The following is a 23,851-nucleotide window of genomic DNA, read 5'->3' as shown; positions in this document are numbered from 1 at the left end:
GGATTCAACCGCAGTTCCTTCGGGAGAGGCGGTTTTTTTATAGGTTATGTTAAACTTCATAAGAACATTTCTTTGTAAAAAATTAATAAGTGAGGTGTTATACATGAATGTTAAACGGGGTTCAACCAACTTCTTAAGGGCGGTTATTGTTCTGGCAGGAATTGCAGTGCTTGCTTTGTGTATATTCTTAGTACCCCATATGGCAAATTTTGCAGCAAAATTGTATCCAAATTTTGTCCCGATGGAATATCTCGTTTTCATTGTGATGTATGGAGCGGCTGTGCCTTTTTACTTTGCTCTCTATCAGAGTTTTAATCTTTTACGGTACATTGATGAGAACACAGCGTTCTCGGAATTATCTGTAAAGATGTTAAAGAACATAAAGTACTGTGCTATTACAATCAGTAGTTTGTATGTATTAGGATTGCCGCTCTTTCATTTTATAGCGAAGAAAGTTGACCCACCTATTGCAATAATGGGACTCATCATCATTTTTGCTTCGTTGGTAATCGCCGTATTTGCTGCTGTCCTCCAACGGCTTCTACAAGAAGCAATTAACATGATATCAGAAAATAATTTAACAATAGCCCAATGAACCGCCTTTTCTCCAAGGCGGTTTTCTTATGGTCAAATAACAACATTAAAATTTAGCATAGCTTACTTATAAAGATTAACAAGGACTTTAGCTCGAACAGCAAGCCTCTCTTGTTATAAATGACAGCCAATCGGGTAATAACAAGCGAAGGACAGTCACGGAAAGGAGATTGACATACCCATGAGCAAAGTAGCTTTTTTACTGGCCAATGCGTTTGAAGATTCCGAAATGCAGGTTCCTTATGACGAAGTTAAGAAAGCCGGACATGAGGTTGAAATTATAGGATTGAAAGCTGGAGAGACACTGAAAGGCAAGCAGGGACAAGCAGAATATACAACCGATAAATCGATCTCTGACGTTAGCGCGGCGGATTACGATGCGGTTGTTATTCCCGGTGGTTCTTCTCCAGAGAATCTCCGTTTGGACTCAAATGTTCTCAGCTTTGTTAAGAAGGCAGATGAGGCCAAGAAACCGATCGCAGCCATCTGTCACGGACCTCAAATTTTGATCAGTGCCGGGCTTGCCAAAGGACGGACGTTAACCTCGTACCCACCACTCAAGGATGATGTGGTTAATGCGGGAGCTAATTTTGAGGATAAGGAAGTTGTCGTGGATGGGAACTTCATTTCCTCACGTACCCCTAAAGATGAACCTGCTTTTGTTCGGGAAATACTAAGAAAATTATCGTAATCTAGGAGCTAAAGCCTCACCATCCAAATGTGACAAAGGAGAGATTAATATGAGTAAACATATCCAAGCGTATTTTGAGACGGAAAGCCAGGCTGAAGGGGCTAAGACAAGTCTGCTCTCTTTCGAAACAGAGCATTTGGAGACTGGGGTCCTGGAAAATACATTGACAAGCAATAACAATCTGCTCGGCCCCGTGATAGCTTCGAATAGTCTGGGAACATCGATTGTCGGAGGTGCGGTTCTGGGCAGCGGAGCATATGGAGCTTCCGGCTTCACAGGTACGAATGGTCCTCAGGCCATTATCCCACTTGCTGCCCTAAGCGATGAGGCGAATAATCGAACAGATAACGGCTATATGGATACAGAGAATGATGAGCATCAGCGTGACCGCAGGGAAGATGGCCAAGTCTCATCTAACTATAACTATGATGATCTGAAATATGTGCTTAGTGCTACGGTTAAAGAGACAGAAGTGGACAGTGTTATTAACAAGCTTCGCTCCCAAGGAGCCTATGTGGAACTGCTTGATTAATCAAGAGCCTAGGTAAAAATTTAGCGGCAAGACGGTTCTAAGAGAATTAGACAGCTTGTCGTGTAGATAATTAAAGACGCCTTCAAATGATATTCCGTCATAAGACCGGAATGATTTTGAAGGTGTTTTTTACGACACCAGGATTATGTTTAAAGTTACAAGTCAGCAAGGTTAATCATACAAATAAAACGCTTTCTTTTATGTAACATAACTGTAATCTGCACTTCATGATTCCTTAACATTGGCTGTCTATAATAAAAGCATGACCCCCTTTTAATATATCATGACTGGACCTGCGGCGATGCCGACAGGTTTTTTTCTTTCCTAGAGTCTTGACTTTGTGGTCTGTGTTTCTTACAATGATAAAAACTTCTATGTATCACTAACCATACTTTAACTTCTATGACGGGACAAAGTAATCCAGCTCCAAGCCCACAGAGAGGAATTCCAGAACCTTTATTGTGAAATATTCACTTGATGAGGTCCGGCTGTAAGAATTCCGGTGATGACTGTATGAAAAGACCTCCCAGAGAATCGACAGCGAACCATGAACCATCTTAGTAGCTGAAGACGTAGGCGGGCGTTAACCGTATAAAGCGGATAATGGCATGTAACTTTCTTGTAATCAGGCTTTGATTAGAAAGTTGACTGCGGTTGTTCGGAATGTGGGTGGCACCACGAGTGATGGATATCCAGTCTCTCGTCCCTGTTGTTATAACAGGGGTGGGAGACTTTTATTTTTTACACGGACTTTGAGATATGCTGATTACTCAGCGGGCTTGCTCATCCGTTATTACGATAATAAAGTGGAGGATAAACCATGGGCTTTCAAAAACCAACAGGTACCCAGGATCTGCTGCCTGGCGTAGTGGAGCGGTGGCAGTTCATTGAAGAAAAAGCTAGAGATCTATGCCGGCGCTTTAATTACCAAGAGATCCGCACACCTATATTCGAGCAGACCTCGCTTTTCGAACGCGGTGTTGGCGAGACCACAGACATAGTCGAAAAAGAAATGTATACCTTCCTCGATAAAGGAGATCGCAGTATGACGCTCCGACCTGAGGGAACAGCAGGGGTCGTTCGTTCTTATGTGGAGAACAAGCTGTACGGGGAACCCGATGTAAGCAAGCTTTATTACATTGGTCCCATGTTCCGTTATGAGCGTCCTCAGGCCGGCCGCCAGCGCCAGTTCCATCAGTTCGGGATTGAAGCCATTGGTGCGATTGATCCTGCAATCGATGCGGAAGTGATCTCGCTGGGATATGAGCTGTGCAGAGAACTGGGGCTGCAGGGCGTCACAGTTGAGATTAACTCGGTCGGCAATCCATCAAGCCGCGCGGATTACCGCGAGAAGCTGATTGCTTTTCTGACACCTATGAGGGAAAGCCTCTGTAAGGATTGTCAATCCAGAATCGACCGTAACCCAATGCGGGTGCTCGATTGCAAGGTAGATCAAGACAAATTCACGAACGCACCTTCTATTCTGGACAGCCTTGATGAAGAATGTCTGAGCCATTTTGAACGTGTAAAGGCCTATTTGACCGAGATGGGGGTAGATTACAGCATTAACCACCGTCTGGTACGCGGGCTCGATTATTACACCCTGACTGCGTTTGAGTATAAAGCCCAAGGTATTGGGGCTATTGATACGGTTGGCGGCGGCGGACGTTACAATGGCCTGGTCGCTGAGGTGGGAGGACCAGATCAGCCAGGAGTAGGCTTGGCCATTGGTCTGGAGCGCATTCAGCTGATTCTTGAGAATCAGAACATCCAGATTCAAGGCATCAAGCCGCTGGATGTGTATCTTGTTGCCCTTGGTGAGGAGGCCGACAAAGAAATCACCAAGCAGCTGTTCAAGCTTCGCCAAGCGGGCATATCTGCTGAGCGGGACTATCTGGGCCGCAAAATGAAAGCTCAGTTCAAATCAGCTGACCGTATGCAGGCCCGTTATACCGCCATTCTTGGGGATGACGAACTGGCCCGTGGTGAGATCGCGGTTAAATTCATGGAGACCGGCGAGCAGCGCACGGTAAAGCTGGAGGATCTGGCGAACGAGCTCAAGTAGGAGTAAGAATGAAGAGAACACTGTCGAGTATCTCCCGTAAGGCAAGGGTCTCAGCTTCGTAGCATTAACATGCTCGTCGCAGTGACCCGTGCCAGAGGGGGAGCACTTGCTCGGTGCATCACTACTATAAAGCATTACCGCCTCCCAGCGAATCCCGCGGGAGAGAGTTCCACTCGCGAAGTGGCACTAAATAGCTCGCACAGGAGCCCCAGCAAATCCCGCAGGGAGAGCGCACCACGCACGAAGTAGAACTCAAAACTGCAGCATCAACGTAGAGCGGGTCCCAACGGGACGGCAAGCGGCTATTACGTCAACATATACACCAGTGCACCAAATTATCACTATCCGCCAACGTTTTATTCGTATCCAAGTACGAACTAAGCCAAGCGGGTCCCGTTAGGGACGACAAGCGAATCCATGCTCCCCCTATCCAAGAAACCGCCCCACCTGGCTCCCTCATCAAAATTCAGGGTGTCCAGAGGGCAGAGCCCTTGGGGCCCTCCCTATTAGGGAGGGTTTGGGAGGGTCAACCACTCAAGGAGGAATATACAAGTGAAAAGAACACATCAAAGCGGCTCTCTGAGCAACGCGAACATTGGAGAAACAGTAACACTGAACGGATGGGTGCAGACTCGCCGTGACCTTGGAGGCGTGCTCTTCATCGACCTTCGTGACCGTAGCGGGATTGTACAGGTCGTGTTTAACCCAGCATACTCCGGAGAAGCTCTCCAGATTGCTGACCGCGTCCGCAGTGAATATGTCATTGCCGTTCAAGGTAAAGTTGTCAAGCGTGCTGCCGAGACCGTCAATCCGAACCTGCCTACAGGTGAAATCGAAGTACAGGTTACTGAAATCGAAGTACTTAACGCAGCCAAAACACCTCCGTTCTTCATCGAAGATGGGGTGGAAGTAGATGAATCCGTTCGTCTGAAATACCGTTATTTGGACCTGCGCCGTCCGGAAATGCAAAAAACGCTATGGATTCGTTCCAAAGCAGCCAAGGTATTCCGTGACTTCCTGGATAATGAGGAGTTCATTGAAGTAGAAACACCGATTCTGACCAAGAGCTCACCTGAAGGCGCAAGAGACTATCTGGTGCCAAGCCGTGTGCACGCCGGGGAGTTCTTTGCACTTCCGCAATCTCCACAGCTGTACAAGCAGCTGCTAATGGTATCTGGACTGGAGCGTTATTACCAAATCGCTCGTTGTTTCCGTGATGAGGATCTCCGCGCAGACCGTCAGCCTGAATTTACTCAAGTAGACATCGAGACTTCCTTCCTGACTCAGGATGAGCTGCTGGGCATGATGGAGCAGCTGGTGGTTCGTGTGTTCAAAGAGACGATCAATGTCGATATTGAAGCACCTTTCCAGCGTCTTAGCTATGCAGATGCCATGGGCAAATACGGCTCGGACAAGCCAGACCTGCGCTTTGATATGGAGCTTATTCAGGTAAGTGATATTGTAGCTACAAGCGGCGTTAAAGTATTTGCTTCCGTCATCGAAAAAGGTGGCGAGGTTAAAGTTCTTAACGCAAAAGGCTGTGGAACCTGGAGTCGTAAAGAAATTGACGATCTTGGACCGTTCGCTGCGCGCTACGGTGCCAAAGGTCTTGCCTGGATTCAAGTCAAAGACGGCGAGTTCAAAGGGCCTATCGTGAAGTTCTTTACACCAGAAGAGATCGAAGCCGTTAAGGAGCGTACAGGAGCTGAAGAGGGAGACCTGCTGCTGTTCTCTGCGGATACGAAGAAAGTGGTTGCTGACGTGCTCGGGAACCTTCGTCTCAAAATCGGACGCCAGCTGGGTCTGATCGATGACAGCAAATTCAAATTTGCATGGGTTGTAGACTTCCCGCTTCTTGGCTGGGATGAAGAGCAGAAGCGTTATGTCGCTGAGCACCATCCGTTCACAAGTCCGCGCGAAGAGGATATCGCCCTTATGGATACAGATCCGGGTAAAATTCTTGCCCAGGCGTATGACCTTGTGCTTAATGGTTATGAAGTGGGCGGCGGTTCCATGCGTATCTACAAACGTGAGATTCAGGAAAAAATGTTCAGAGCACTGGGCATTTCCCCAGAAGAAGCACAGGATAAATTCGGATACCTGCTTGATGCATTCGAATACGGAACTCCTCCACACGGGGGAATGGCCTTTGGCTTCGACCGTCTTATTATGCTCTTAACTGGCCGTACGAACCTGCGTGAGACTATTGCCTTCCCGAAAACAGCAAGTGCTACGGATCTGCTGATGAACGCTCCTTCCGAAGTGGATGCAGCACAGATCGATCAGCTTCACATCAAGCTGGCCAAAAAGCCGGTAGAAGAGAAGAAATAAATAATAATTTAACTTATCCCCCGGGTGATCTCTTTATCATTCGGGGTTTTTTGTATGGGCTTTGGGGAATTACAAAAAAGTAATTGACAATTATTTATCTCAGTGATTTAATCTAATTAATTGATGTAACGTTTAATCAAGTTAGGAGCCAACATGAACAATAAAGTATCAATCAAGGACATTGCCAGAATTGCAAACGTATCCATCGCAACCGTGTCGAATGTCATCAACGGAACAGGGAGGGTATCTGCCAAGACGATCAGCAGAGTGAATCAAGTCATACAAGAGCAGCAATATGTGCCGAGCGCTTCGGCGCGCAGCTTGAAGGACAAGAACTCACACCTCATTGCGATTGTTGTTCCTTTTATCGAGAAGGGGATGCTGCAGGATAATCTGTTTTATTGGGAGCTTGTTCGCGGTGTAGAGAATGGAGCTAGGCATCATGAAGTGCAGGTGATTCTGGTAGGTATTGAAGATGACGAAGACTTCTCATTTGTACGTCAACGCCACTTGGACGGAATGATCGTAGTTGGTGGATATGAGCAGTCAGACGCATACCGCAAAATATTAGAGACGGGAATCCCTTGCGTTTTTCTGGATAGCCATTTAACTAATCCTGATTTGTATCAAATAGATCTGGATGATGAGGTTGGAGGATATTTGGGGACCAAACACTTAATTGGACTCGGCCACGAAGCAATTGGTGTGCTTACCGGAAAGCTGGAAGAGGGCGGGGTTAACTATCTCCGATACCAGGGCTATTTGCGGGCTATGAAAGAATCCGGCATAGAGAGCGATCCGAATCTTATATTTGAGCAGGCATCCTCCATACAAGGCGGATATCAGGCGGCACAGAAGATAGTTGGATTTAAGGAGAGCATTAGCGCGATTTTTGCCTTTTCCGATGTTACCGCTATGGGTCTGATCCGGGGTCTGCATGATATCGGACTCCATGTCCCGAATGATATTTCAGTCGTTGGCTTCGATGATATCTTTTATGCACATTACATGATTCCTTCATTGACCACAATCAAGCAGGATGTTGTGAGTAAGGGGCAGATCGCGGTATCGATGCTTTTGGATCAAATTAAGGGTAACGAATCATCTATGAAACGGAGTGTCGTGCTTCCGGTAAGTCTCACAGTTCGCCAAAGCACGATTCCATACAAAAAATATAGTTAACCTATATTTTTTTGCTAGATGATTAAACGATTAATCAAAATTCAAATTCTAAATTCCATGAAGGAGGTGATCCATTCGTCTGGATTCTTAAATACAAAGAGAATTTCATAAAAGTAGTATGATTAAATGTTTCATCTTATAATCGATCATTTGAAGGGTGGTTATTTAATGAAGACAAAGAAATGGAGTTTCCTATTATTATCTATCATTCTTGTGTTTAGTTTGGCAGGCTGTTCAGGGAATGAGAATGGCGGTAACCCCGTGAAGCAAACGAGTCAGACAGAACAGACCGCAGTAACTGCCGAAGGGCAGGAAGAACTGACCCCCGAACCGGGAGCCAAGCTGCTGGTATGGGATGGCAAGGACGGGGTTCCTTTTCTGAACGAAATAGCTAAGGAATTTAGCGATAAATACAAAGTACCGGTGCAGGTTCAGGAGCAGGGTGCACCCGAGCAGATGAAAAAAATGAAAACAGACGGTCCAGCAGGGCTTGGTGCTGATGTTCTGGTGCTTCCGCATGATAATTTGAGTGAGGCCGTGGCCGGCGGATTTGTACTCCCGAATGATTTCTATGAGGCCCAGACTCGGGAGGAATTTCAAGAAACAGCGGTGAACGCGGTGACCAAGGATGGCATTCTGTACGGTTATCCAAGAAATATGGAGACCTATGCCTTGTACTACAATAAGAAACTGGTAAAAGAAAGTGATTTGGCCAGCTGGGATGATATCATCAGCTTCTCTAAGAAATTTACAGATGTCAAAAATAAAAAATACGGATTTATGATGCAGCTGAACAATTTGTATTATGCATTTCCATTCTTCTCCGGCTTCAAAGCGTATATTTTTGGCAAAGACAATACCGACCCGAATGATATTGGTCTGAACAGCCCGGAAGCGGTTGAAGCGATGAAATATTATCAATCCATGCGCGAAATCCTGCCTATGGAAGCTGCTGATGCAACTACGGATGTGAAAACGGCCTTGTTCCAGGAAGGCAAGCTGGCGATCAACCTGGATGGGGTATGGAACATCGGCAACTTCTCTAAATTGCCTTTTGAAGTTGGCATGATCCCTCTGCCTAAATTCCCGAACGGAGAGATTCCTAAGACCTTTGCTGGTGTCAAAGCCTATTATGTAAGTGCTTACTCCAAGTATCCGAATGCAGCTAAGTTATTCGCAAGATATGTTACAACCCAGGAAGCTCTGCTCAAGAACTTTGAGAAGACCGGATTTATTCCTGCTCGCAAGGGCATGGAGAATGAGCCTGCGATCAAGGCAAATCCAATGGTAACCGGAGCGATAGAACAATTCAAACATTCCGTAGCTATGCCGACCTTGTTCGAGATGCAGCAGGTGTGGGCTCCAATGGCTAATGCGCTGGAACTCATTTGGAAAGGAAATGATGCAAAGGCTACGCTGGATAATGCAGTTAACAGCATGAAGGAAGGGATGAAGACGCTGCATAAATAATGTCCTTTATTTCAGAATGACGTCATTCGGGGTTCATTTTCCTTCGGATGACGTCCCCACTTTTAGCCATACGGGAGATGAGGCATAATGATCCAGCATCGAAAATGGGCGATGGTTTTATCGCTAATTGGGATGGGACTTGGACAAATTTATAATCGCCAGTTAATAAAGGGAGTTCTATTATTTATAGTACATTTGGTTGCCCTCCGTGTTGCGCTGTATGTTCCAAGGGCGATCTGGGGGATTACAACGCTTGGAGAACGGGCGGATCACCTGGAGAAGGTGGGGAGATTGTATGTCAATGTACGGGGGGACCATTCTATCTTTCTTATGATTGAAGGTATGGTTGTATTTCTGGCCGCCCTCGTACTGCTCGTTGTCTATGTAATGAACGTTCGGGATGCTTATGTTGTAGGCAAGCTGCGTGAGAGCGGCACTGCAGCACCGAATTTCAAAGCTACCTGCCAGCGTATCACCGGCAAGCATTTTCCGCATCTGGTCATTTCCATGCCTATCCTGCTGGTAATTTTCTTCACGGTAATGCCGATTTTGTTCATGATTTTCCTTGCGTTCACGAATTATTCGTCCCCGAATTACCTGCCGCCAGCAAAGCTTGTGAATTGGATTGGTTTTGGTGGTTTCAAAGACATTTTTACGATAAAAGCTTGGAACCACACGTTCTTCGGTGTTGTATTATGGACCGCAGTCTGGACAATCTGCGCTACGCTAACCACGTTTATCGGGGGCTTTGGTGTAGCCTTGATGGTGCAAAAACGGGGAATCCGGCTTAAGGGATTTTGGCGGACGTTATTCATTATCCCCTACGCCATTCCACAGTTCATTTCTCTGCTTATCATGCGCAATATGTTCAACGGGGAATTTGGACCGATCAATCAATACTTGAATTACTTTGGCCTGAGCGATCTGCCTTGGCTGACGGATCCGTTCTGGGCCAAGTTAACCGTGATTATGGTGAACGTTTGGATCGGCTTTCCAATCACGATGCTTATGGTTATCGGTATTCTTTCTACAATATCACGAGATTATTACGAAGCTGCTCAAATTGATGGAGCGACCTCGTTCCAGCAATTCAGAGCGATTACACTACCAACGGTCATGTTCTCATTTGGCCCGCTGCTGGTCATGTCCTTTGCAGGGAATATCAACAACTTCAATTTGATCTATCTATTGACTAACGGAAACCCGGCAAATCCGGATTATCAGTCTGCCGGAGATACAGATATTCTGATTACCTGGTTGTACAAATTGACGATTGATACCGGTAAATACAATTTTGCGTCCATTATCGGGATTTTCATCTTCATCCTTGTGGCATCCTTTGCCATTGTGAACATTCGAAGAACCAAAGCCTTCAAGGAGGATGAGATTAACATATGAGAACAGGAGCCAAAGTAAAGAGCCAGATTGGAAATCTAGCTTGTTATGTGGGGCTGATCCTGGTTGGTTTAGCCTGTATTTACCCTGCTTTATGGGTAGTCATGTCTTCCTTCAGGCCCGGAACCGCATTGTACAGTGAACAATTGATCCCTACAACTTTTACGCTTCAGCATTATAAAGAATTGTTCGATACGTATCCCTTTGCCCAGTGGTTTGTCAATACACTTAAAGTTGCTTTCTTCACCATGATCTTCAGCACCTGCCTAGTTACTATCACGGGTTATGTATTCTCCAAATTTAGATTCAGAGGGCGCAAGAACCTGATGCTTAGTCTGCTGGTAATCGGGATGTTTCCTGGCTTTATGAGTATGATTGCGGTGTATATTCTGCTGATGCAGCTCCACCTGCTTGACACGCACTTCTCGTTAATTCTTGTCTATTCGGCGGGAGCGCCAATGGGCTTTCTATATGTAAAAAGTTACTTCGATACGATTCCCCAAAGTTTAATTGATGCTGCACGGATTGATGGTGCCGGACATTTCACGGTATTTCGAAGCATCATGCTTCCACTGTCCAAGCCGATGCTGGTCTTTATTGCTCTAACCTCGTTCACGGGCGGCTTTGTTGATTTTATATTTGCCAATATGGTGTTAAGTACACCGGAGAAACAGACCCTTGCGGTTGGACTCTTCAAAATCGTACAAGGTAAATTTGCAACAGAATTTACGCTGTTTGCTGCCGGTTGCGTTCTGGTAGCCGTTCCGCTCACCCTATTGTTTGTTGTCTTGCAGAGATTCTTGGTGGAGGGGCTGACGGCAGGAGCCGAGAAGGGCTGACCGAGCCGGGAGTTCTGAGCAGCAATATGAAAAGGAGCTGGAGAGATCTGATGTTAAAAGAAGCGGTATATCATAGACCCGGAGATTGCTGGGCTTATGGATATGATGGGCAAACGGTTCATTTGCGCCTACGGACGCGAAGAGGGGACCGGCTTACGGTAGAGGTGCTGTACGGGGATAAATGTAAACCATGGATTCACATGCAAAAAGCCGAAATGAAGCACTTGTCCAGTGATGAGTTATTTGACTATTGGCAGGCAGAGGTACATCCGAAGTATGGAAGGTTGTCCTACGGTTTCCTCCTGACGGAAGGCAGTGAGAGCGTATGGTTCACGGAGAGAGGGTTCCTCAAAAGCCCGCCAACAGAGCACCTGGGGCTGTTCGAATTCCCATACCTGCACCCCGTTGATATTCATACGCCGCCGGAGTGGGTGAAGGAATCGGTATTCTATCAAATCTTTCCTGAGAGATTTGCCAACGGGGATGTGAGCAATGACCCGGAACAGACGGAAGTGTGGGGAGGCAAGCCAGAGTATCATAACTTCTTCGGAGGGGATTTACAGGGTGTACGCGATCATCTGGACCACTTAACAGAGCTGGGTGTTAACGTGATTTATTTTACCCCCATATTTGAATCACCGACCAATCATAAATACGATACACAGGATTATTACCGGATCGATCCGCATTTTGGGACAAAAGAAACACTGCGAGATTTGGTCAAAGACTGCCACGCCAGGGGAATTCGCGTCATACTGGACGGCGTATTCAATCATTCCGGGTTTACCTTTCCATACTTTCAGGATGTGTTAGAGAAGGGCAGGGAATCAAGGTATTATGATTGGTTCCATATACAGGAATGGCCGCTGCAGGTCATTGAGGGAATACCTACCTACAAGACTTTTGCATTTGAGAGAACGATGCCCAAACTCAATACGGCGAATCCGGAGGTCAAGGATTATTTTCTTAAGCTGGGGCGGTACTGGATTGAGGAGACCGATATCGACGGGTGGCGTCTGGATGTTGCCAACGAGGTGGATCATGCCTTCTGGCGGGATTTCCGCAAAGTGGTCAAGGAAGTCAAACCAGATGCCTATATTCTGGGGGAAGTGTGGCATGACGGAATGAGCTGGCTGCTCGGGGATCAGTTTGACGGTGTGATGAATTATCCGCTATGTAATGCGATTCTCGATTTCTTCGTATTTGAACATGATGATGCTTATTCCTTCGCAGCCAAAGTCGGCGGTTATATAGCCCGCTATCCCAAGCAAGTAACTGAGGCATCGTTCAATCATCTGGATACCCATGATACAGTACGGCTGCTAACGCTGTGCAAGGACGACATCCGCAGGATGAAGCTGGCAGCGACCTTCCAGCTCACACACATCGGAGCTCCAAGCATTTATTACGGAGATGAGATCGGCCTTGCCGGAGAGTTTGATCCAGATAATCGCCGGCCGATGATCTGGGATCGGGAGAAGATGAACCGGGAATTGTTTGAATTTTACCGGACTATGATTGCTTTGCGCCGGGAGCACGCTGCTCTATTTAATGGATCATTTCAAATTCAAAGTGCCGAGAAGGGTTCCAGGGTTCTTGTCTATGAGCGGCAGCACGAAGATGAACACTTGATTGTCGCGATGAATACGGGATCTGAGCAAGCGAATGTCCAAGTATCTTTTGCGGAAGGACGATGGGTTGATGTCTTCAGTGGTGAGAAGCAGCTAATGGATGGAATCTGTGAGCAGATCCTGGCTGCCTATGAATTCAAAGTCTGGTTGAATCAATAGACAAATAAGGAGAGTGGAGAGGCGCATGCACACCAGTGAGGAAATTCATCCGGATCAAATCGGAATAGAGGATACACAGGCATACCGGAGTCTGGGTCCCATGACCGGCAGCAGTTCTCATGAATCGGGTGCGAGTTTTACGGTCTGTGGAAAAGGAGGGAATCTCAGCTTCTGGAGAGTCTCGCCTCAAGTACTGAGAGTGGCCTGTTCGCTGCATGGAGATTCGGCTCAAATGGTCCCGTCTCAGGCGCTGCTTCCGCAGCGTTCACTGGAAGGCTTTGATATTAAGGATCATCAGCGGGAATTGATTATTCGTACAGGGGAATTTCATGTGGTCCTGGATAAAGAGACGTTATCTATTCAGATTAGGCACGGATCAGATCTGGACTGCGGAAACTATTCATTCAGTTATACTGAATCACGTCTGCGCTGCCGGGGAGGTATGAAGGAGGAAGCTGCCATCTTCGGGCTGGGAGAAACGACGGGGTATTTGAACAAGCGTGGTGACCGCTATACGATGTGGAACTCGGATATCCTTGATCCGCATGTGCCGGACATGGAATCACTTTATCAGTCGATTCCGCTGCTGATCCATCATACCGGGCAGAGCTCGCTGGGTCTGTTCATCGATCATCCCGGAAGAATGACGGTCGATATGCGGGAGTCCGGCGATAACTACGACGTAGAGACGATAGATGGCGAGATGGACTTATATATTATTGCGGGCGAGGGTCTCCGCGAGGTAGTGAGTTCTTATACCGCCTTGACGGGACGAATGCAAATACCTCCACTGTGGTCGCTGGGCTACCAGCAGTCCAGATTCAGCTACATGAATCAGGACGAAGTGCTTGAGCTGGCCAGAACGTTCCGGGCAAAGGAGATTCCGTGTGATGTCATCTATCTGGATATCCACTATATGGATAATTACAAAGTATTCTCATTTGATCCCGAGCAGTTCCCTGATCCAGAAGGGATGATGAACGAGCTTGCGCAAATGGGGCTGCGTGTTGTTCCGGTCGTCAATCCCGGTGTCAAGATAGATGAAGGCTATAAGGTATATGAAGAAGGGGTAGCGGAGCGGCACTTCTGCCAGCTTCCGGACGGAGAATTGTATCGTGGTCATGTGTGGCCGGGTCCAAGTATGTTCCCAGATTTTACAGAAGAGCGCACCCGGGAATGGTGGGGGGCTCTGCACCAGTTCTACGTGGATCATGGGATCAGCGGGATCTGGAATGACATGAATGAGCCAAGTGTCTTTAATTCTCCGACGAAGACCATGGATGAAGAAGTTCTTCACGGGAACAACGGCCAGCCGAGAACTCACGGAGAATTACACAATCTATACGGAATGCTCATGTGTAAGGCGACGAAGGAAGGTCTGGATACACTGCTGCAGGGTGAGAGGTCCTTTGTCTTGACACGTGCGGGATACGCCGGAATTCAGCGATATGCAGCCGTGTGGACCGGGGATAATCGCAGCTATTGGCAGCACATGGAGATGTTCATGGCGATGGGAATGAATTTGGGGTTATCAGGTGTCGCCTTTTGTGGGGCGGATGTCGGAGGATTTATGCATCATGCTTCGGGAGAGCTGCTGGTCAGATGGACACAGCTGGGGGCATTTACCCCCTTCTTCCGGAATCATAGCGCTATTGAATCGAGAAAACAGGAGCCTTGGTCTTTCGGTGAGCAGGTAGAGGAAATTTGCCGGAAATTTATCGAACTGAGATATTCTTTGCTTCCTTACATGTACACCTTGTTCCATGAAGCAGCCGAGACCGGACTCCCGGTCATGCGGCCTCTGGTGCTTGAATATCCGCAGGACAGACAGACGTTCAACCTATCAGATCAATTCCTGCTTGGAGGTCAATTGCTTGTTGCCCCGATCTGCAGACCAGGGGCAGAACACCGGTCCGTCTATTTGCCGGAAGGGGTTTGGTACGATTACTGGACTGGGTCCAGACACGAGGGAGGCTACCACCATTTAGCACACGCTGCAATAGACAGAATTCCACTCTTCGTGAAATCCGGTGCGGTCATTCCGATGACGAGCGGATTACAGCATACCGAAGGGGCGGTTTGGACAAATCTAAATGTTCATATCTATGGTAAGGGAATTGGGACTGATCCCGGGCAATCGGTTACGGGGGAATATACACTGTACGAAGATGATGGGATCACACACGCATATGAGGCAGGCGAATTCAGCCGCCTGAAGGTTGATTTTCTGGAAAGTAACGGTGTGATGGAGATCAGCGCAGGTTACGATTATGCGGCTATCTCGGGCTCAGGGAATGAACGGGAGATATTGTTCACCATTCATCAATTATCCTTCATTCCAGAGAAGATCGAAGGATTGAACGAGGCACGGAGTCTCTCGCATCTTGAGGTGCAGACGGCGGGATGGTATTATGACAGACAGGGCAATCATCTGTTTGTTAAAGTGCCGTTAATGGCCGGGCACGGAGTAAAGGTCTCTGTCTTAGGATGATACCCTGCCATGATTCATTTTCCGGAAGGAGTAATGGGTCCAATGTATATGGGGGGTTGAAGATACATGCTTAATCAATTTTCACGAACAGAGCTGGCAATCGGTCCGGAGGGCTTAGAGATTCTGAAGAACAGTACAGTTGCTGTTCTGGGTATCGGGGGCGTAGGTTCGATCGCTGTCGAGTCGCTGGCTCGGGCGGGGGTAGGACGGATCATTCTAATCGATAAGGATGTCGTAGACATCACGAACGTGAACCGTCAGATTCATGCACTGACCACTACGGTGGGCCAAAGCAAGGTGGATTTGATGTGTGAGCGCGTTAAGCTGATTAATCCGGAATGTGAGACGGTAGCGCTCAATATGTTTTACACGGAAGAGACGTACGAAGAGCTGTTCAAATACAAGTTGGATTATGTGCTTGACGCTTCGGACACGATTATTTATAAAATCCATTTGATCAAGGAGTGCCGCGAGCGCGGTATTCCGATCATCTCAAGCATGGGCGCGGCTAACCGGATGGACCCGACGAAGTTCCAGGTTGCGGATATTTCGAAGACCCATATGGATCCGATGGCCCGAGTTATTCGCGGCAAGCTGCGCGAGATCGGCATCAAGAAAGGCGTTAAGGTAGTGTTCTCCACAGAACCTCCGGTAAAACCTCGGGGAGATGTGATTGAGCGAATAGTCCCTGAGAATGCGCCGGATCGCCGCAAAGCCAAGCAGCCGCCTGCCAGCATCTCGTTTGTTCCGCCAGTGGTTGGACTAATTATGACTAGTGTAGCGGTTCGGGAAATGTTGGAGACAGGCAGGAAATAAGCGATGAATGAACCACTTGCGCGCAAGCTGAGGTTACCCGCACAGGGAGAGCTGCTCATACTTAACCCGCCTGATGGCTACCTGCAGGATTTAGAACTGAATAATCAAGTTACAGAGTATGCAGAACTAAAGGCACAAAGCTGTGACTTTGTTCAGGTCTTTGTTCACTCTGTCCAAGAAGTGGATGAGCTTGCACCCACCGCAATTCGCGCGATCAAAGATGACGGACTGCTCTGGTTCTGTTACCCGAAAGGCGGAGCTAAAGCGGGAACAGACCTGAACCGGGACAAGGGCTGGGACACGGTCCAAGATTTGGGATACGAGGGCGTCTCGCTCATTGCGATTGATGACAAGTGGTCAGCCATGCGTTATCGTCCCGTGGGAGCTGGAAGCTCCGCACCGAGAAAGAAACGGAATGTTGGAACTCCGGTGCAGAAGGTGGACAAAGCTTCACCGGGACCTGAGATCATCCCGGCTGATTTACTAACGCTGCTGGATCAATCTGCTCAGGCCGCTGCATTTTTTGCTGGCCTTGCTCCTTCACATCGCAAAGCTTATATTCAGTGGATTGAGGAGGCAAAGCGGCCAGAGACGCGTGATGCGAGAGTTCGCAAGACCATTGAGAAATTAACACAGGGCCAGAAAAGGCCCTAAATAAGTTGAATTTAGCAGGCTGAAATTGGGACGACCGTTCCCCTGGACATATCCGGGGGGCGGTTGTTTTTCATTTCACTTTTCGCCAAAGGCTTGTTCATGATCGCTTTTTCGTGGGCTGAGTGGTATACTTAAACTCCTTTTTTACAAAATTTATCTTAGGAGGTAACTGAAATGGAAGATTTTCAAAGTGCCTATCAAGAAGAGAAGGCGCGGCTGGACCGCACCTTGGACACGATAGACAAGGAACTGAATAGATTGCGCGGCATCCCTATGTATACGGGACATGACTATACCGAGCAGGTGCTGGAAGCGGGGCGGGATACTCAGCGAAGACAGCTGGCCCAGTCGGGGCAGGAGCCGTATTTCGGAAGGCTTGATTTCGAAGAGCAGGGCGGAACAAGGACCCCCCTGTACATAGGTAAGGTAGGCGTAGGCGGAGATACCGCACAGCCCATGGTCATTGACTGGCGAGCTCCGGTAGCCAGCTTGTTCTATTCTTTTACCGGGGGGGATTCGGCCTCTTATGAGGCGCCGGAAGGGCTGATCGAAGGACTCGTCTACCTGAAGCGCAACATCGTGATTCGCAAGCAGATCCTTGAACGGGTGGTCGATACGTTTAACTCGGAAGAAGAAGGACCTGCTGTGTCGGATGAATTCCTGCTCTATCGGCTGGGAGAGAACAAGGACAATAAGCTTAGGGACATTGTCTCCACAATTCAGGCTGAGCAGGATCAGATTATTCGTGCGGGCAGGAACAGCGCGCTGATCATCCAGGGTGTGGCAGGGAGCGGGAAGACGACTGTTGCTCTCCATCGGCTGGCTTACCTGCTGTACCAATACAAAGAGCAGATTTCCGCGGAGAAAATGATTATTTTTGCGCCTAACCGCATGTTCATCAATTACATTTCCGAAGTGCTTCCTGAGCTTGGAGTGGGAGACATCCAGCAGAATACATTCAGTGATTGGGCTTCCAAGGTACTGGGTCTGGATGAAGCTCCGAGTGACGGGCCTGAAGCTTTGACGGAGTGGTTCGATCATACCGTGAAGAGCAGGTTGGATGATAGCGAGCTTCCAGGAAGGTTTAAAGGTTCTCTTTTATTTCGAGATCAACTTGACCGGTTCGTGGAGCAGCTGGAATCAGCTTGTCTTCCTGAAGAGGATTTCATGCCTTGGGATGGTGCGAAGCTTCCATTAAGAACGATTAGGGAATGGTACGAACAAGAATATAAGCCTTACCCTATAGCAAGGCGTAAAGACCGGGTGCTTGCCCGTATTCACCGCTGGGTCGAGATGGAGCTGAAGAAGTCCCCATCAGCAGCAGCGCTCAAGGAACGTAAGTCCAAAGCTTCCCAAAGAGAGAAGGCTTACGCCAAGAAATGGCCGGATCTCTCTCCGCTGGCCCTGTATAAAGCTTTTATGGGAGTCAAGAAAATGCAGGGTCTTAAGTTTGAAGATATCGTAGCTGAGATACCTAAATCCATTCTCAAAATGACGCAGGCCAATCTCAAGAAGAATGTGATCAAGGAAGAGGATCTCCCAGCACTTCTGTATCTGTTCACCCGCGTGGATGAGATTGATGGAAACCTTCGGTTCGACCATGTTGTGATCGATGAAGCCCAGGACTTTTCTCCTTTCCAGATCGCGGTACTGGACCGGTTCTGCAAAGGTCATTCCTTTACGATCCTTGGCGATTTATCACAGGGTATCCACTATTACAAAGGCATTCGGGAATGGGCCGAGATGCAGGTGCTGTTCAAGCCGGATGAGACGGCCTATTTCGCGCTTACCCGGAGCTACAGGTCCACGATGGAGATTATCACTTTTGCAAATGATATCTTGAGACATGGCGTAGGAACCGATCTTCTGGCTGTACCTGTATTCCGGAGTGCGGAACCGGTTCGGATTATCCAGGCTGCAGGAGCTGAACGCCTCTCTACAATTAGAAAAGCCTTGGACCGAATCCAAGACGGACCTTATAGGACGGCCGCATTGCTCACCCGGAATTTAGGCGATGCGCAGCAGCTTCATGCTGAACTCAGTGGGCTAGGGTACGAACTGAACTTGATTGACGGCCGAAAAAGTGAGTACGAGGGAGGAATATCTGTACTTCCTGTATATCTGTCCAAAGGGCTGGAGTTCGATGCGGTCATCGTAACCGATGTCGATGAAGATCATTATGGAGAGCGGGACGCCAAGCTGCTGTATGTAGGCTCGACCCGGGCGCTGCATGAGTTATGGCTGCTGGCCGGAGAGACTCTGCCTGCTTATGTTACAGCAAATGACCCTGAAATCGCGGTTACTGTGTGGCCGGAGAAGTAGATGAAGTAAGGGCCTTCCCCAGAGGATGTAGGATAACATCCCTTAAGGAAGGCCCTTTATTATATTGCTTCATGGCTCAGGAACGGTAAGAGGAATTCAGCGTTCCGGCACTGCTGAACCCGCCATTCACAGCCTGTTTCTGTTCCGAATGTCTGGCTGCTGAGCGCATTTTGGTAATGATTTTACGAATACTGTCTATGGATAAATGATAAGCTGACGCCAGCTCGGTTGCTGAGAGCCCACCGCAGTACGATTTGAAGATTTCTTCATTTCGACGTGCGATCAGCTTGCGTGATCCGCTGACTTCGCCCCATGGGGCCCGTTTGCTTTCCAGCTTGGGCACATATACGAGTTCGCCCTGAATATAATGCTGCAATTCCTTCAGCAGCCTAGGGGGAAGCACATCCTTCCCGTTTCTGTAATTCACGTTCAATTTCCTCCTTAAATCGTTGTCCGTCCGCGTCATTCTTAGCGATAAAAGTCACCATTGCCGTGATCCTCCTTTCGTATTTTAAATTCATCATTGTTATAGGTTCTTATATGTGAGGTATGTCTAAGATCCAAGTGAGACAGTAATTATGCCTGAACAACCGGGAAACTTCGGATGGCACACAACAATTGAATCATTTTCAGCACCTCTTTCCAGAGTTATGTAATTTATATTAAGAATAACTTATAGTCGATCGTAAAAACAACACTTCATGTTTGAGCAAAATAGGAATCCATAACCTTGCAGCCTGTAATAATCAAAAGGGAGGCCATACGGCCCCCCGGTTTGTGGTTCCCGCTTACGCGGAAGCCACCTCGTTCACTGTGATCAATTCGATCAGCCCCCTTTCCCAGCTGTTTTTGTCGGCCCGACACCTATATTAACTCATATCCTAAGCTGGGAATAAAGTGAAAGAATAGTTATAAATGTTCTTTACGGTGTCCTATCCCTGCTGATGAACAAACATCAGTTCGGAAAATGGGCTGCATTATGATAAAATTATAGAGAAAATAGGGACTCGCAAGTCACGCAAGTTACGTAAGGAAGTGAGCATTTATGGATTTATTCTCATATGGAAGGGAAACGGACCCGGGAACGCGGCTTCTGGCCGACCGGATGCGTCCGACCACACTTGATGAATATATTGGTCAAGAACATATTGTAGGCCAGGGCAAGCTGCTCAGAAGAGCTATTGAGGCTGACCAGGTCTCTTCCATTCTGCTGTATGGTCCTCCAGGCTGCGGGAAGACTACCTTAGCCCATATTATCTCGAACCAGACCCAGGGAGAATTTGTGAGGCTGAATGCGGTAGATGCTTCAGTCAAGGATGTTAGGGCTGTTATCGAGAAGGCACAGACGGACAAGTCTATGTATGGTACGAAGACGATTCTATTCCTTGACGAGGTACACCGTTTCAACAGCTCAAGGCAGGACGCGCTGTTGCCCGCTGTCGAGAAGGGCACAATCATCTTCATTGGAGCTACGACGGAGAATCCGTTTCACTATGTGAACGGTGCCTTGCTCAGCCGCTCGACCCTGTTCCAGCTTGAGCCGCTGACCAAGGAACATTCGCTGATTGCTATGAAGAGAGCGCTGTCTGATTCGGAAAAGGGCCTTGGCTATATGAAGCTGCAGGTGGATGAGGAAGCGCTGGAGCACATTGCCTGGGTGTCTAACGGCGACATCCGCAGGGCGCTCAATGCGCTGGAGCTGGCTGCACTGACGACCCCGCCGCAGGCGGACGGCAGCGTGCATATCACCTTGGACGTGGCGGAGGAATCCATCCGCCGTCCGATTGTCAAAGCCGACGAATCGACACAGTACGATGTCTTGTCGGCCTTCCACAAGAGCATCCGCGGCTCCAGCGACGCGGCGCTCTTCTGGTTCCTCTATGCCGTCGAGAAGCTCGGCATGGACCCCATGGTGTTCCTGCGGCGGCTGATCGCAGCCAGCAGTGAAGACATTGGCCTGGCCAATCCCCAGGCCATGGTGCAGGCGGTCAGCGCGCTGGACGCTTACCGCAATAACGGCTGGCCGGAGGCCAAGCTGAACATTGCGCAGGCGATTCTGTTCGCGGTGGAGAGCCCGAAGTCGAATGCGGTATATACCGCAATCTCCAAAGCCATGGGCGCGATGGACCGCATGCAGTCCGCGGAGGTTCCGCTGCATCTGCGGGACGGCCATTATTCAGGGGCCATGAAGCTGGGGCATACCGGATATAAGTATCCGCACGATTATCCGGGTCATTACGTGAAGCAGGACTATCTGCCGCCCGAACTGGCGCGCACTGTCTTCTATGAAGCGACGGAGCAGGGGAATGAGAGCAAGATCAGGCATAACCAGGAGCTTAGACGCGGACAAGGCCGGGAGGGCGGACGGAGCAGCTGAACGGCTGACTTCGAACTAACTGAACTATCCTAAACATCTGAACGCCCCCGAACACCCGCAACACCGTAGCTCGGACTACCGGACCGCCGAAACATCTGACCGAATCGTACAACCTGAACACTGAAACACGTGACACAGGAACATCGGACCCACGAAACAAAGGCCAACGGAACCATCGGGATCATCGCGACCCTCTGGACACCCTGGGCGATCCAGACCCGCCCAGACCCGCCCAATATCCAGCAGGTCTGTCCCTGGTGGAAGGTGAACTGACTATCCCAAATCAATAATAAAGAAGCCATTCTCTCAGATTCATACCTGAGCTGGAATGGCTTCTTTCTAGTTTATTTATTCAAGTGAAGTTCCCGCTGAACCACTTTCTCCACAACATCAATGGTTCCGCCGCCAAGACATACATCACCGTCATAGAATACAACCGCCTGCCCCGGCGTGATCGCTTTCTGAGGCTGATCAAAGGCAACATACACATTGCCGTCTTCGCGAAGAGTTAGAGTTACGCCTTGGTCCGGCTGACGGTAGCGGAATTTGGCTGTGCAGTGGAATGAATCCTTCGGCATATTTTCGTTGCCGGCAATCCAGTTTATACCTGAAGCAATGAGCCCGGTCGAATACAGGCTGGGATGCTTGTCTCCCTGAACGACATAAAGAATATTTTGCTCAAGATCTTTATCAGCGACGAACCAAGGTTCACCATTACCTGACCCTGTTCCGCCAATACCGAGCCCCTGACGCTGACCCAACGTGTAATACATAAGCCCATCATGACGGCCCTTAACCTCGCCTGTGGCGATGTCTACCATATCACCGGATTTAGCCGGAAGGTACCCGCTCAGGAATTCACGGAAGTTCCGTTCCCCGATGAAGCATACCCCTGTACTATCCTTCTTCTTGGCCGTGTAGAGACCCGCTTCCTCAGCAATTCGTCTTACCTCCGGCTTAGGGAGATGCCCGATCGGGAACATTGCTTTGGACAGCTGGTTCTGATTCAGGGCGTTGAGGAAATAGGTCTGGTCTTTATTCGAATCGACCCCGCGTAGAAGCTCGAAGCGGCCATCTTGTTCCACCACGCGTGCGTAGTGTCCGGTTGCCACGTAATCTGCACCCAAATCCAGGGCTTTGTTCAGGAACTCGCCGAATTTAATCTCGCGATTGCACATCACATCAGGGTTGGGTGTGCGTCCGCGTTTGTACTCTTCCAGGAAGTAGGTGAACACTTTATCAAAGTATTCTTTCTCGAAATTAACTGAATAATAAGGGATGTCGATTTGCTCGCACACCCGGCGGACATCTTCGGAATCCGCTTCAGCTGTACAATGGCCGAATTCATCGGTATCATCCCAGTTCTTCATAAATATGCCTACCACATCGTAACCCTGTTGTTTAAGAAGCAGCGCGGTAACGGAGGAGTCAACGCCTCCAGACATCCCGACAACTACCCGGGTTTCACTGTTGGTTTTAGACATGATTTCCACTCCTTTAACAATTGTTATAAAATGTAAAAAAATCTAAATGAACATCGCGATTTCTTTTCCAAAATCGCTGGAGATATGTTACGATAAGCTGAGATCAAAGATCGGAATAGGGCGATATAACAAGTATACTCCAGTTGAAATTAGTTTTGCCCCGTTTCTAACTTTTATAGGTTCAAAGATCTATTATATAAAGATTATGCGAAAATTGAAAGAGGTGGCTTCTTTGAAAATATCCACTAAAGGACGCTATGGATTAACAATTATGATGGAACTCGCGGCTAAATTTGGCGAAGGACCGACCTCGTTAAAGAGCATTGCTGAGAAAAATCAACTTTCCGAACATTATCTGGAGCAATTGATAGCTCCACTGCGTAACGCGGGGCTGGTAAAGAGTATCCGCGGAGCTTACGGCGGGTATATTCTTTCCCGTGAAGCAGCTGACATTACAGCAGGAGATATTATCCGGGTGCTCGAAGGCCCGATTTCTCCGGTTGATTTTACCGAAGAGGATGATCCTGCTAAGCGGGATTTATGGCTTCGCATCCGTGACAGCATCGCTGAAGTACTAGATTCCACAACCCTGGACAATCTGATTAACTTTGAAGAGCAGGGTGCCAAAGAGAATTACATGTTCTACATCTGATTTGTTAACCAGCTTCCTCTAACGGAAGCTGACCATACAGATCATCATCAGCAGCCCGTTCTCTATGAGGACGGGCTGCTTTTCTTGAACAGGAGGATTACTCCTATCCATTTCGGCTGCATTCTGTCTATGGCTGCAAGTGAACAAAATTTACCTACTTAAGCAG

At 48.3% G+C, this 23,851-nt stretch carries 18 protein-coding genes; 16 read left to right on the top strand and 2 right to left on the bottom strand.

All coding sequences use genetic code 11. From position 1 onward, the window contains the following. Positions 1-103 precede the first annotated feature (103 nt). The 14 genes from EJP77_RS17170 (at position 104) to EJP77_RS17105 (ending at position 19,172) form a co-directional block, all read left to right on the top strand. Positions 104-595 carry a DUF2975 domain-containing protein gene (locus tag EJP77_RS17170; protein WP_127200478.1) on the top strand — a complete coding sequence of 164 codons (492 nt, stop codon included), beginning with the start codon at positions 104-106 and terminating at the stop codon, positions 593-595. 180 nt (positions 596-775) lie between these two features. Further along, on the top strand, positions 776-1,285 hold the full coding sequence (locus tag EJP77_RS17165) for a type 1 glutamine amidotransferase domain-containing protein (RefSeq protein ID WP_127200477.1): 510 nt from the start codon (positions 776-778) through the stop codon (positions 1,283-1,285). A 49-nt stretch (positions 1,286-1,334) separates the two neighbouring features. Further along, positions 1,335-1,817, top strand: a complete 483-nt coding sequence (locus tag EJP77_RS17160; RefSeq protein WP_127200476.1) for a hypothetical protein — start codon at positions 1,335-1,337, stop codon at positions 1,815-1,817. An 820-nt stretch (positions 1,818-2,637) separates the two neighbouring features. Next, positions 2,638-3,882 (top strand): histidine--tRNA ligase, encoded by a 1,245-nt coding sequence (gene hisS / locus EJP77_RS17155; protein WP_127200475.1) that lies wholly within the window; start codon positions 2,638-2,640, stop codon positions 3,880-3,882. Between the two features lie 552 nt (positions 3,883-4,434). Further along, positions 4,435-6,213, top strand: a complete 1,779-nt coding sequence (aspS, locus tag EJP77_RS17150) for an aspartate--tRNA ligase (RefSeq protein ID WP_127200474.1) — start codon at positions 4,435-4,437, stop codon at positions 6,211-6,213. 153 nt (positions 6,214-6,366) lie between these two features. Then, on the top strand, positions 6,367-7,395 hold the full coding sequence (locus tag EJP77_RS17145) for a LacI family DNA-binding transcriptional regulator (RefSeq protein ID WP_127200473.1): 1,029 nt from the start codon (positions 6,367-6,369) through the stop codon (positions 7,393-7,395). Positions 7,396-7,563: 168 nt separating this feature from the next. After that, on the top strand, positions 7,564-8,865 hold the full coding sequence (locus EJP77_RS17140) for a sugar ABC transporter substrate-binding protein (RefSeq protein WP_127200472.1): 1,302 nt from the start codon (positions 7,564-7,566) through the stop codon (positions 8,863-8,865). A gap of 87 nt (positions 8,866-8,952) precedes the next feature. Beyond that, positions 8,953-10,263, top strand: a complete 1,311-nt coding sequence (locus EJP77_RS17135; RefSeq protein ID WP_127200471.1) for a carbohydrate ABC transporter permease — start codon at positions 8,953-8,955, stop codon at positions 10,261-10,263. Continuing rightward, positions 10,260-11,099, top strand: a complete 840-nt coding sequence (locus tag EJP77_RS17130; RefSeq protein ID WP_127200470.1) for a sugar ABC transporter permease — start codon at positions 10,260-10,262, stop codon at positions 11,097-11,099. The genes EJP77_RS17135 and EJP77_RS17130 overlap by 4 nt, the downstream gene beginning before the upstream one ends. A 50-nt stretch (positions 11,100-11,149) precedes the next feature. Continuing rightward, positions 11,150-12,889, top strand: a complete 1,740-nt coding sequence (locus EJP77_RS17125; protein ID WP_127200469.1) for an alpha-glycosidase — start codon at positions 11,150-11,152, stop codon at positions 12,887-12,889. Positions 12,890-12,914: 25 nt separating this feature from the next. After that, complete coding sequence (locus EJP77_RS17120) at positions 12,915-15,380, top strand: glycoside hydrolase family 31 protein (RefSeq protein ID WP_127200468.1); 2,466 nt, start codon at positions 12,915-12,917, stop codon at positions 15,378-15,380. Positions 15,381-15,446: 66 nt separating this feature from the next. Continuing rightward, positions 15,447-16,196 (top strand): tRNA threonylcarbamoyladenosine dehydratase, encoded by a 750-nt coding sequence (locus EJP77_RS17115; RefSeq protein ID WP_127200467.1) that lies wholly within the window; start codon positions 15,447-15,449, stop codon positions 16,194-16,196. A 3-nt stretch (positions 16,197-16,199) separates the two neighbouring features. Beyond that, on the top strand, positions 16,200-16,850 hold the full coding sequence (locus tag EJP77_RS17110; protein ID WP_127200466.1) for a YdeI/OmpD-associated family protein: 651 nt from the start codon (positions 16,200-16,202) through the stop codon (positions 16,848-16,850). 174 nt (positions 16,851-17,024) lie between these two features. Beyond that, the gene (locus EJP77_RS17105; protein WP_127200465.1) at positions 17,025-19,172 is read left to right on the top strand and encodes a HelD family protein; all 2,148 of its coding nucleotides are present in this window, start codon (positions 17,025-17,027) and stop codon (positions 19,170-19,172) included. A 76-nt stretch (positions 19,173-19,248) separates the two neighbouring features. Here EJP77_RS17105 and EJP77_RS17100 read toward each other — a convergent pair whose 3' ends face one another. Next, positions 19,249-19,599, bottom strand: a complete 351-nt coding sequence (locus EJP77_RS17100) for a CD3324 family protein (protein ID WP_127200464.1) — start codon at positions 19,597-19,599, stop codon at positions 19,249-19,251. A 618-nt stretch (positions 19,600-20,217) separates the two neighbouring features. On the opposite strand from EJP77_RS17100, the gene EJP77_RS17095 reads away from it, so the two are divergent. Then, positions 20,218-21,549: a replication-associated recombination protein A gene (locus EJP77_RS17095; protein WP_127200463.1), complete on the top strand. Its 1,332-nt coding sequence runs from the start codon at positions 20,218-20,220 to the stop codon at positions 21,547-21,549. Between the two features lie 344 nt (positions 21,550-21,893). Here the strand turns inward: EJP77_RS17095 and mnmA are convergent, their stop codons facing one another. After that, positions 21,894-23,033 (bottom strand): tRNA 2-thiouridine(34) synthase MnmA, encoded by a 1,140-nt coding sequence (mnmA, locus tag EJP77_RS17090; protein ID WP_127200462.1) that lies wholly within the window; start codon positions 23,031-23,033, stop codon positions 21,894-21,896. 232 nt (positions 23,034-23,265) lie between these two features. On the opposite strand from mnmA, the gene cymR reads away from it, so the two are divergent. Next, a complete protein-coding gene (gene cymR, locus EJP77_RS17085; protein ID WP_127200461.1) occupies positions 23,266-23,685 on the top strand; it encodes a cysteine metabolism transcriptional regulator CymR in 420 nt (139 codons plus the stop codon). The last annotated feature ends 166 nt before the right edge of the window (positions 23,686-23,851 follow it).

The organism is Paenibacillus zeisoli (assembly GCF_003994465.1).
GTDB classification, from domain to species: Bacteria; Bacillota; Bacilli; order Paenibacillales; family Paenibacillaceae; genus Fontibacillus; species Fontibacillus zeisoli.
Note: the sequence above shows the minus strand (reverse complement) of the source record. Positions and strands in the feature narration are given on the sequence as shown.

What these genes read in the sequence shown, in the direction of transcription:
- EJP77_RS17115 (WP_127200467.1), top strand. Translation starts at nt 15,447, where the DNA reads ATGCTTAATCAATTTTCACGAACAGAGCTGGCAATCGGTCCGGAGGGC.
- EJP77_RS17125 (WP_127200469.1), top strand. Translation starts at nt 11,150, where the DNA reads ATGTTAAAAGAAGCGGTATATCATAGACCCGGAGATTGCTGGGCTTAT.
- EJP77_RS17165 (WP_127200477.1), top strand. Translation starts at nt 776, where the DNA reads ATGAGCAAAGTAGCTTTTTTACTGGCCAATGCGTTTGAAGATTCCGAA.
- EJP77_RS17130 (WP_127200470.1), top strand. Translation starts at nt 10,260, where the DNA reads ATGAGAACAGGAGCCAAAGTAAAGAGCCAGATTGGAAATCTAGCTTGT.
- EJP77_RS17160 (WP_127200476.1), top strand. Translation starts at nt 1,335, where the DNA reads ATGAGTAAACATATCCAAGCGTATTTTGAGACGGAAAGCCAGGCTGAA.
- hisS (WP_127200475.1), top strand. Translation starts at nt 2,638, where the DNA reads ATGGGCTTTCAAAAACCAACAGGTACCCAGGATCTGCTGCCTGGCGTA.
- EJP77_RS17135 (WP_127200471.1), top strand. Translation starts at nt 8,953, where the DNA reads ATGATCCAGCATCGAAAATGGGCGATGGTTTTATCGCTAATTGGGATG.
- EJP77_RS17170 (WP_127200478.1), top strand. Translation starts at nt 104, where the DNA reads ATGAATGTTAAACGGGGTTCAACCAACTTCTTAAGGGCGGTTATTGTT.
- EJP77_RS17120 (WP_127200468.1), top strand. Translation starts at nt 12,915, where the DNA reads ATGCACACCAGTGAGGAAATTCATCCGGATCAAATCGGAATAGAGGAT.
- mnmA (WP_127200462.1), bottom strand. Translation starts at nt 23,033, where the DNA reads ATGTCTAAAACCAACAGTGAAACCCGGGTAGTTGTCGGGATGTCTGGA.
- EJP77_RS17145 (WP_127200473.1), top strand. Translation starts at nt 6,367, where the DNA reads ATGAACAATAAAGTATCAATCAAGGACATTGCCAGAATTGCAAACGTA.
- EJP77_RS17105 (WP_127200465.1), top strand. Translation starts at nt 17,025, where the DNA reads ATGGAAGATTTTCAAAGTGCCTATCAAGAAGAGAAGGCGCGGCTGGAC.
- EJP77_RS17110 (WP_127200466.1), top strand. Translation starts at nt 16,200, where the DNA reads ATGAATGAACCACTTGCGCGCAAGCTGAGGTTACCCGCACAGGGAGAG.
- EJP77_RS17095 (WP_127200463.1), top strand. Translation starts at nt 20,218, where the DNA reads ATGGATTTATTCTCATATGGAAGGGAAACGGACCCGGGAACGCGGCTT.
- EJP77_RS17140 (WP_127200472.1), top strand. Translation starts at nt 7,564, where the DNA reads ATGAAGACAAAGAAATGGAGTTTCCTATTATTATCTATCATTCTTGTG.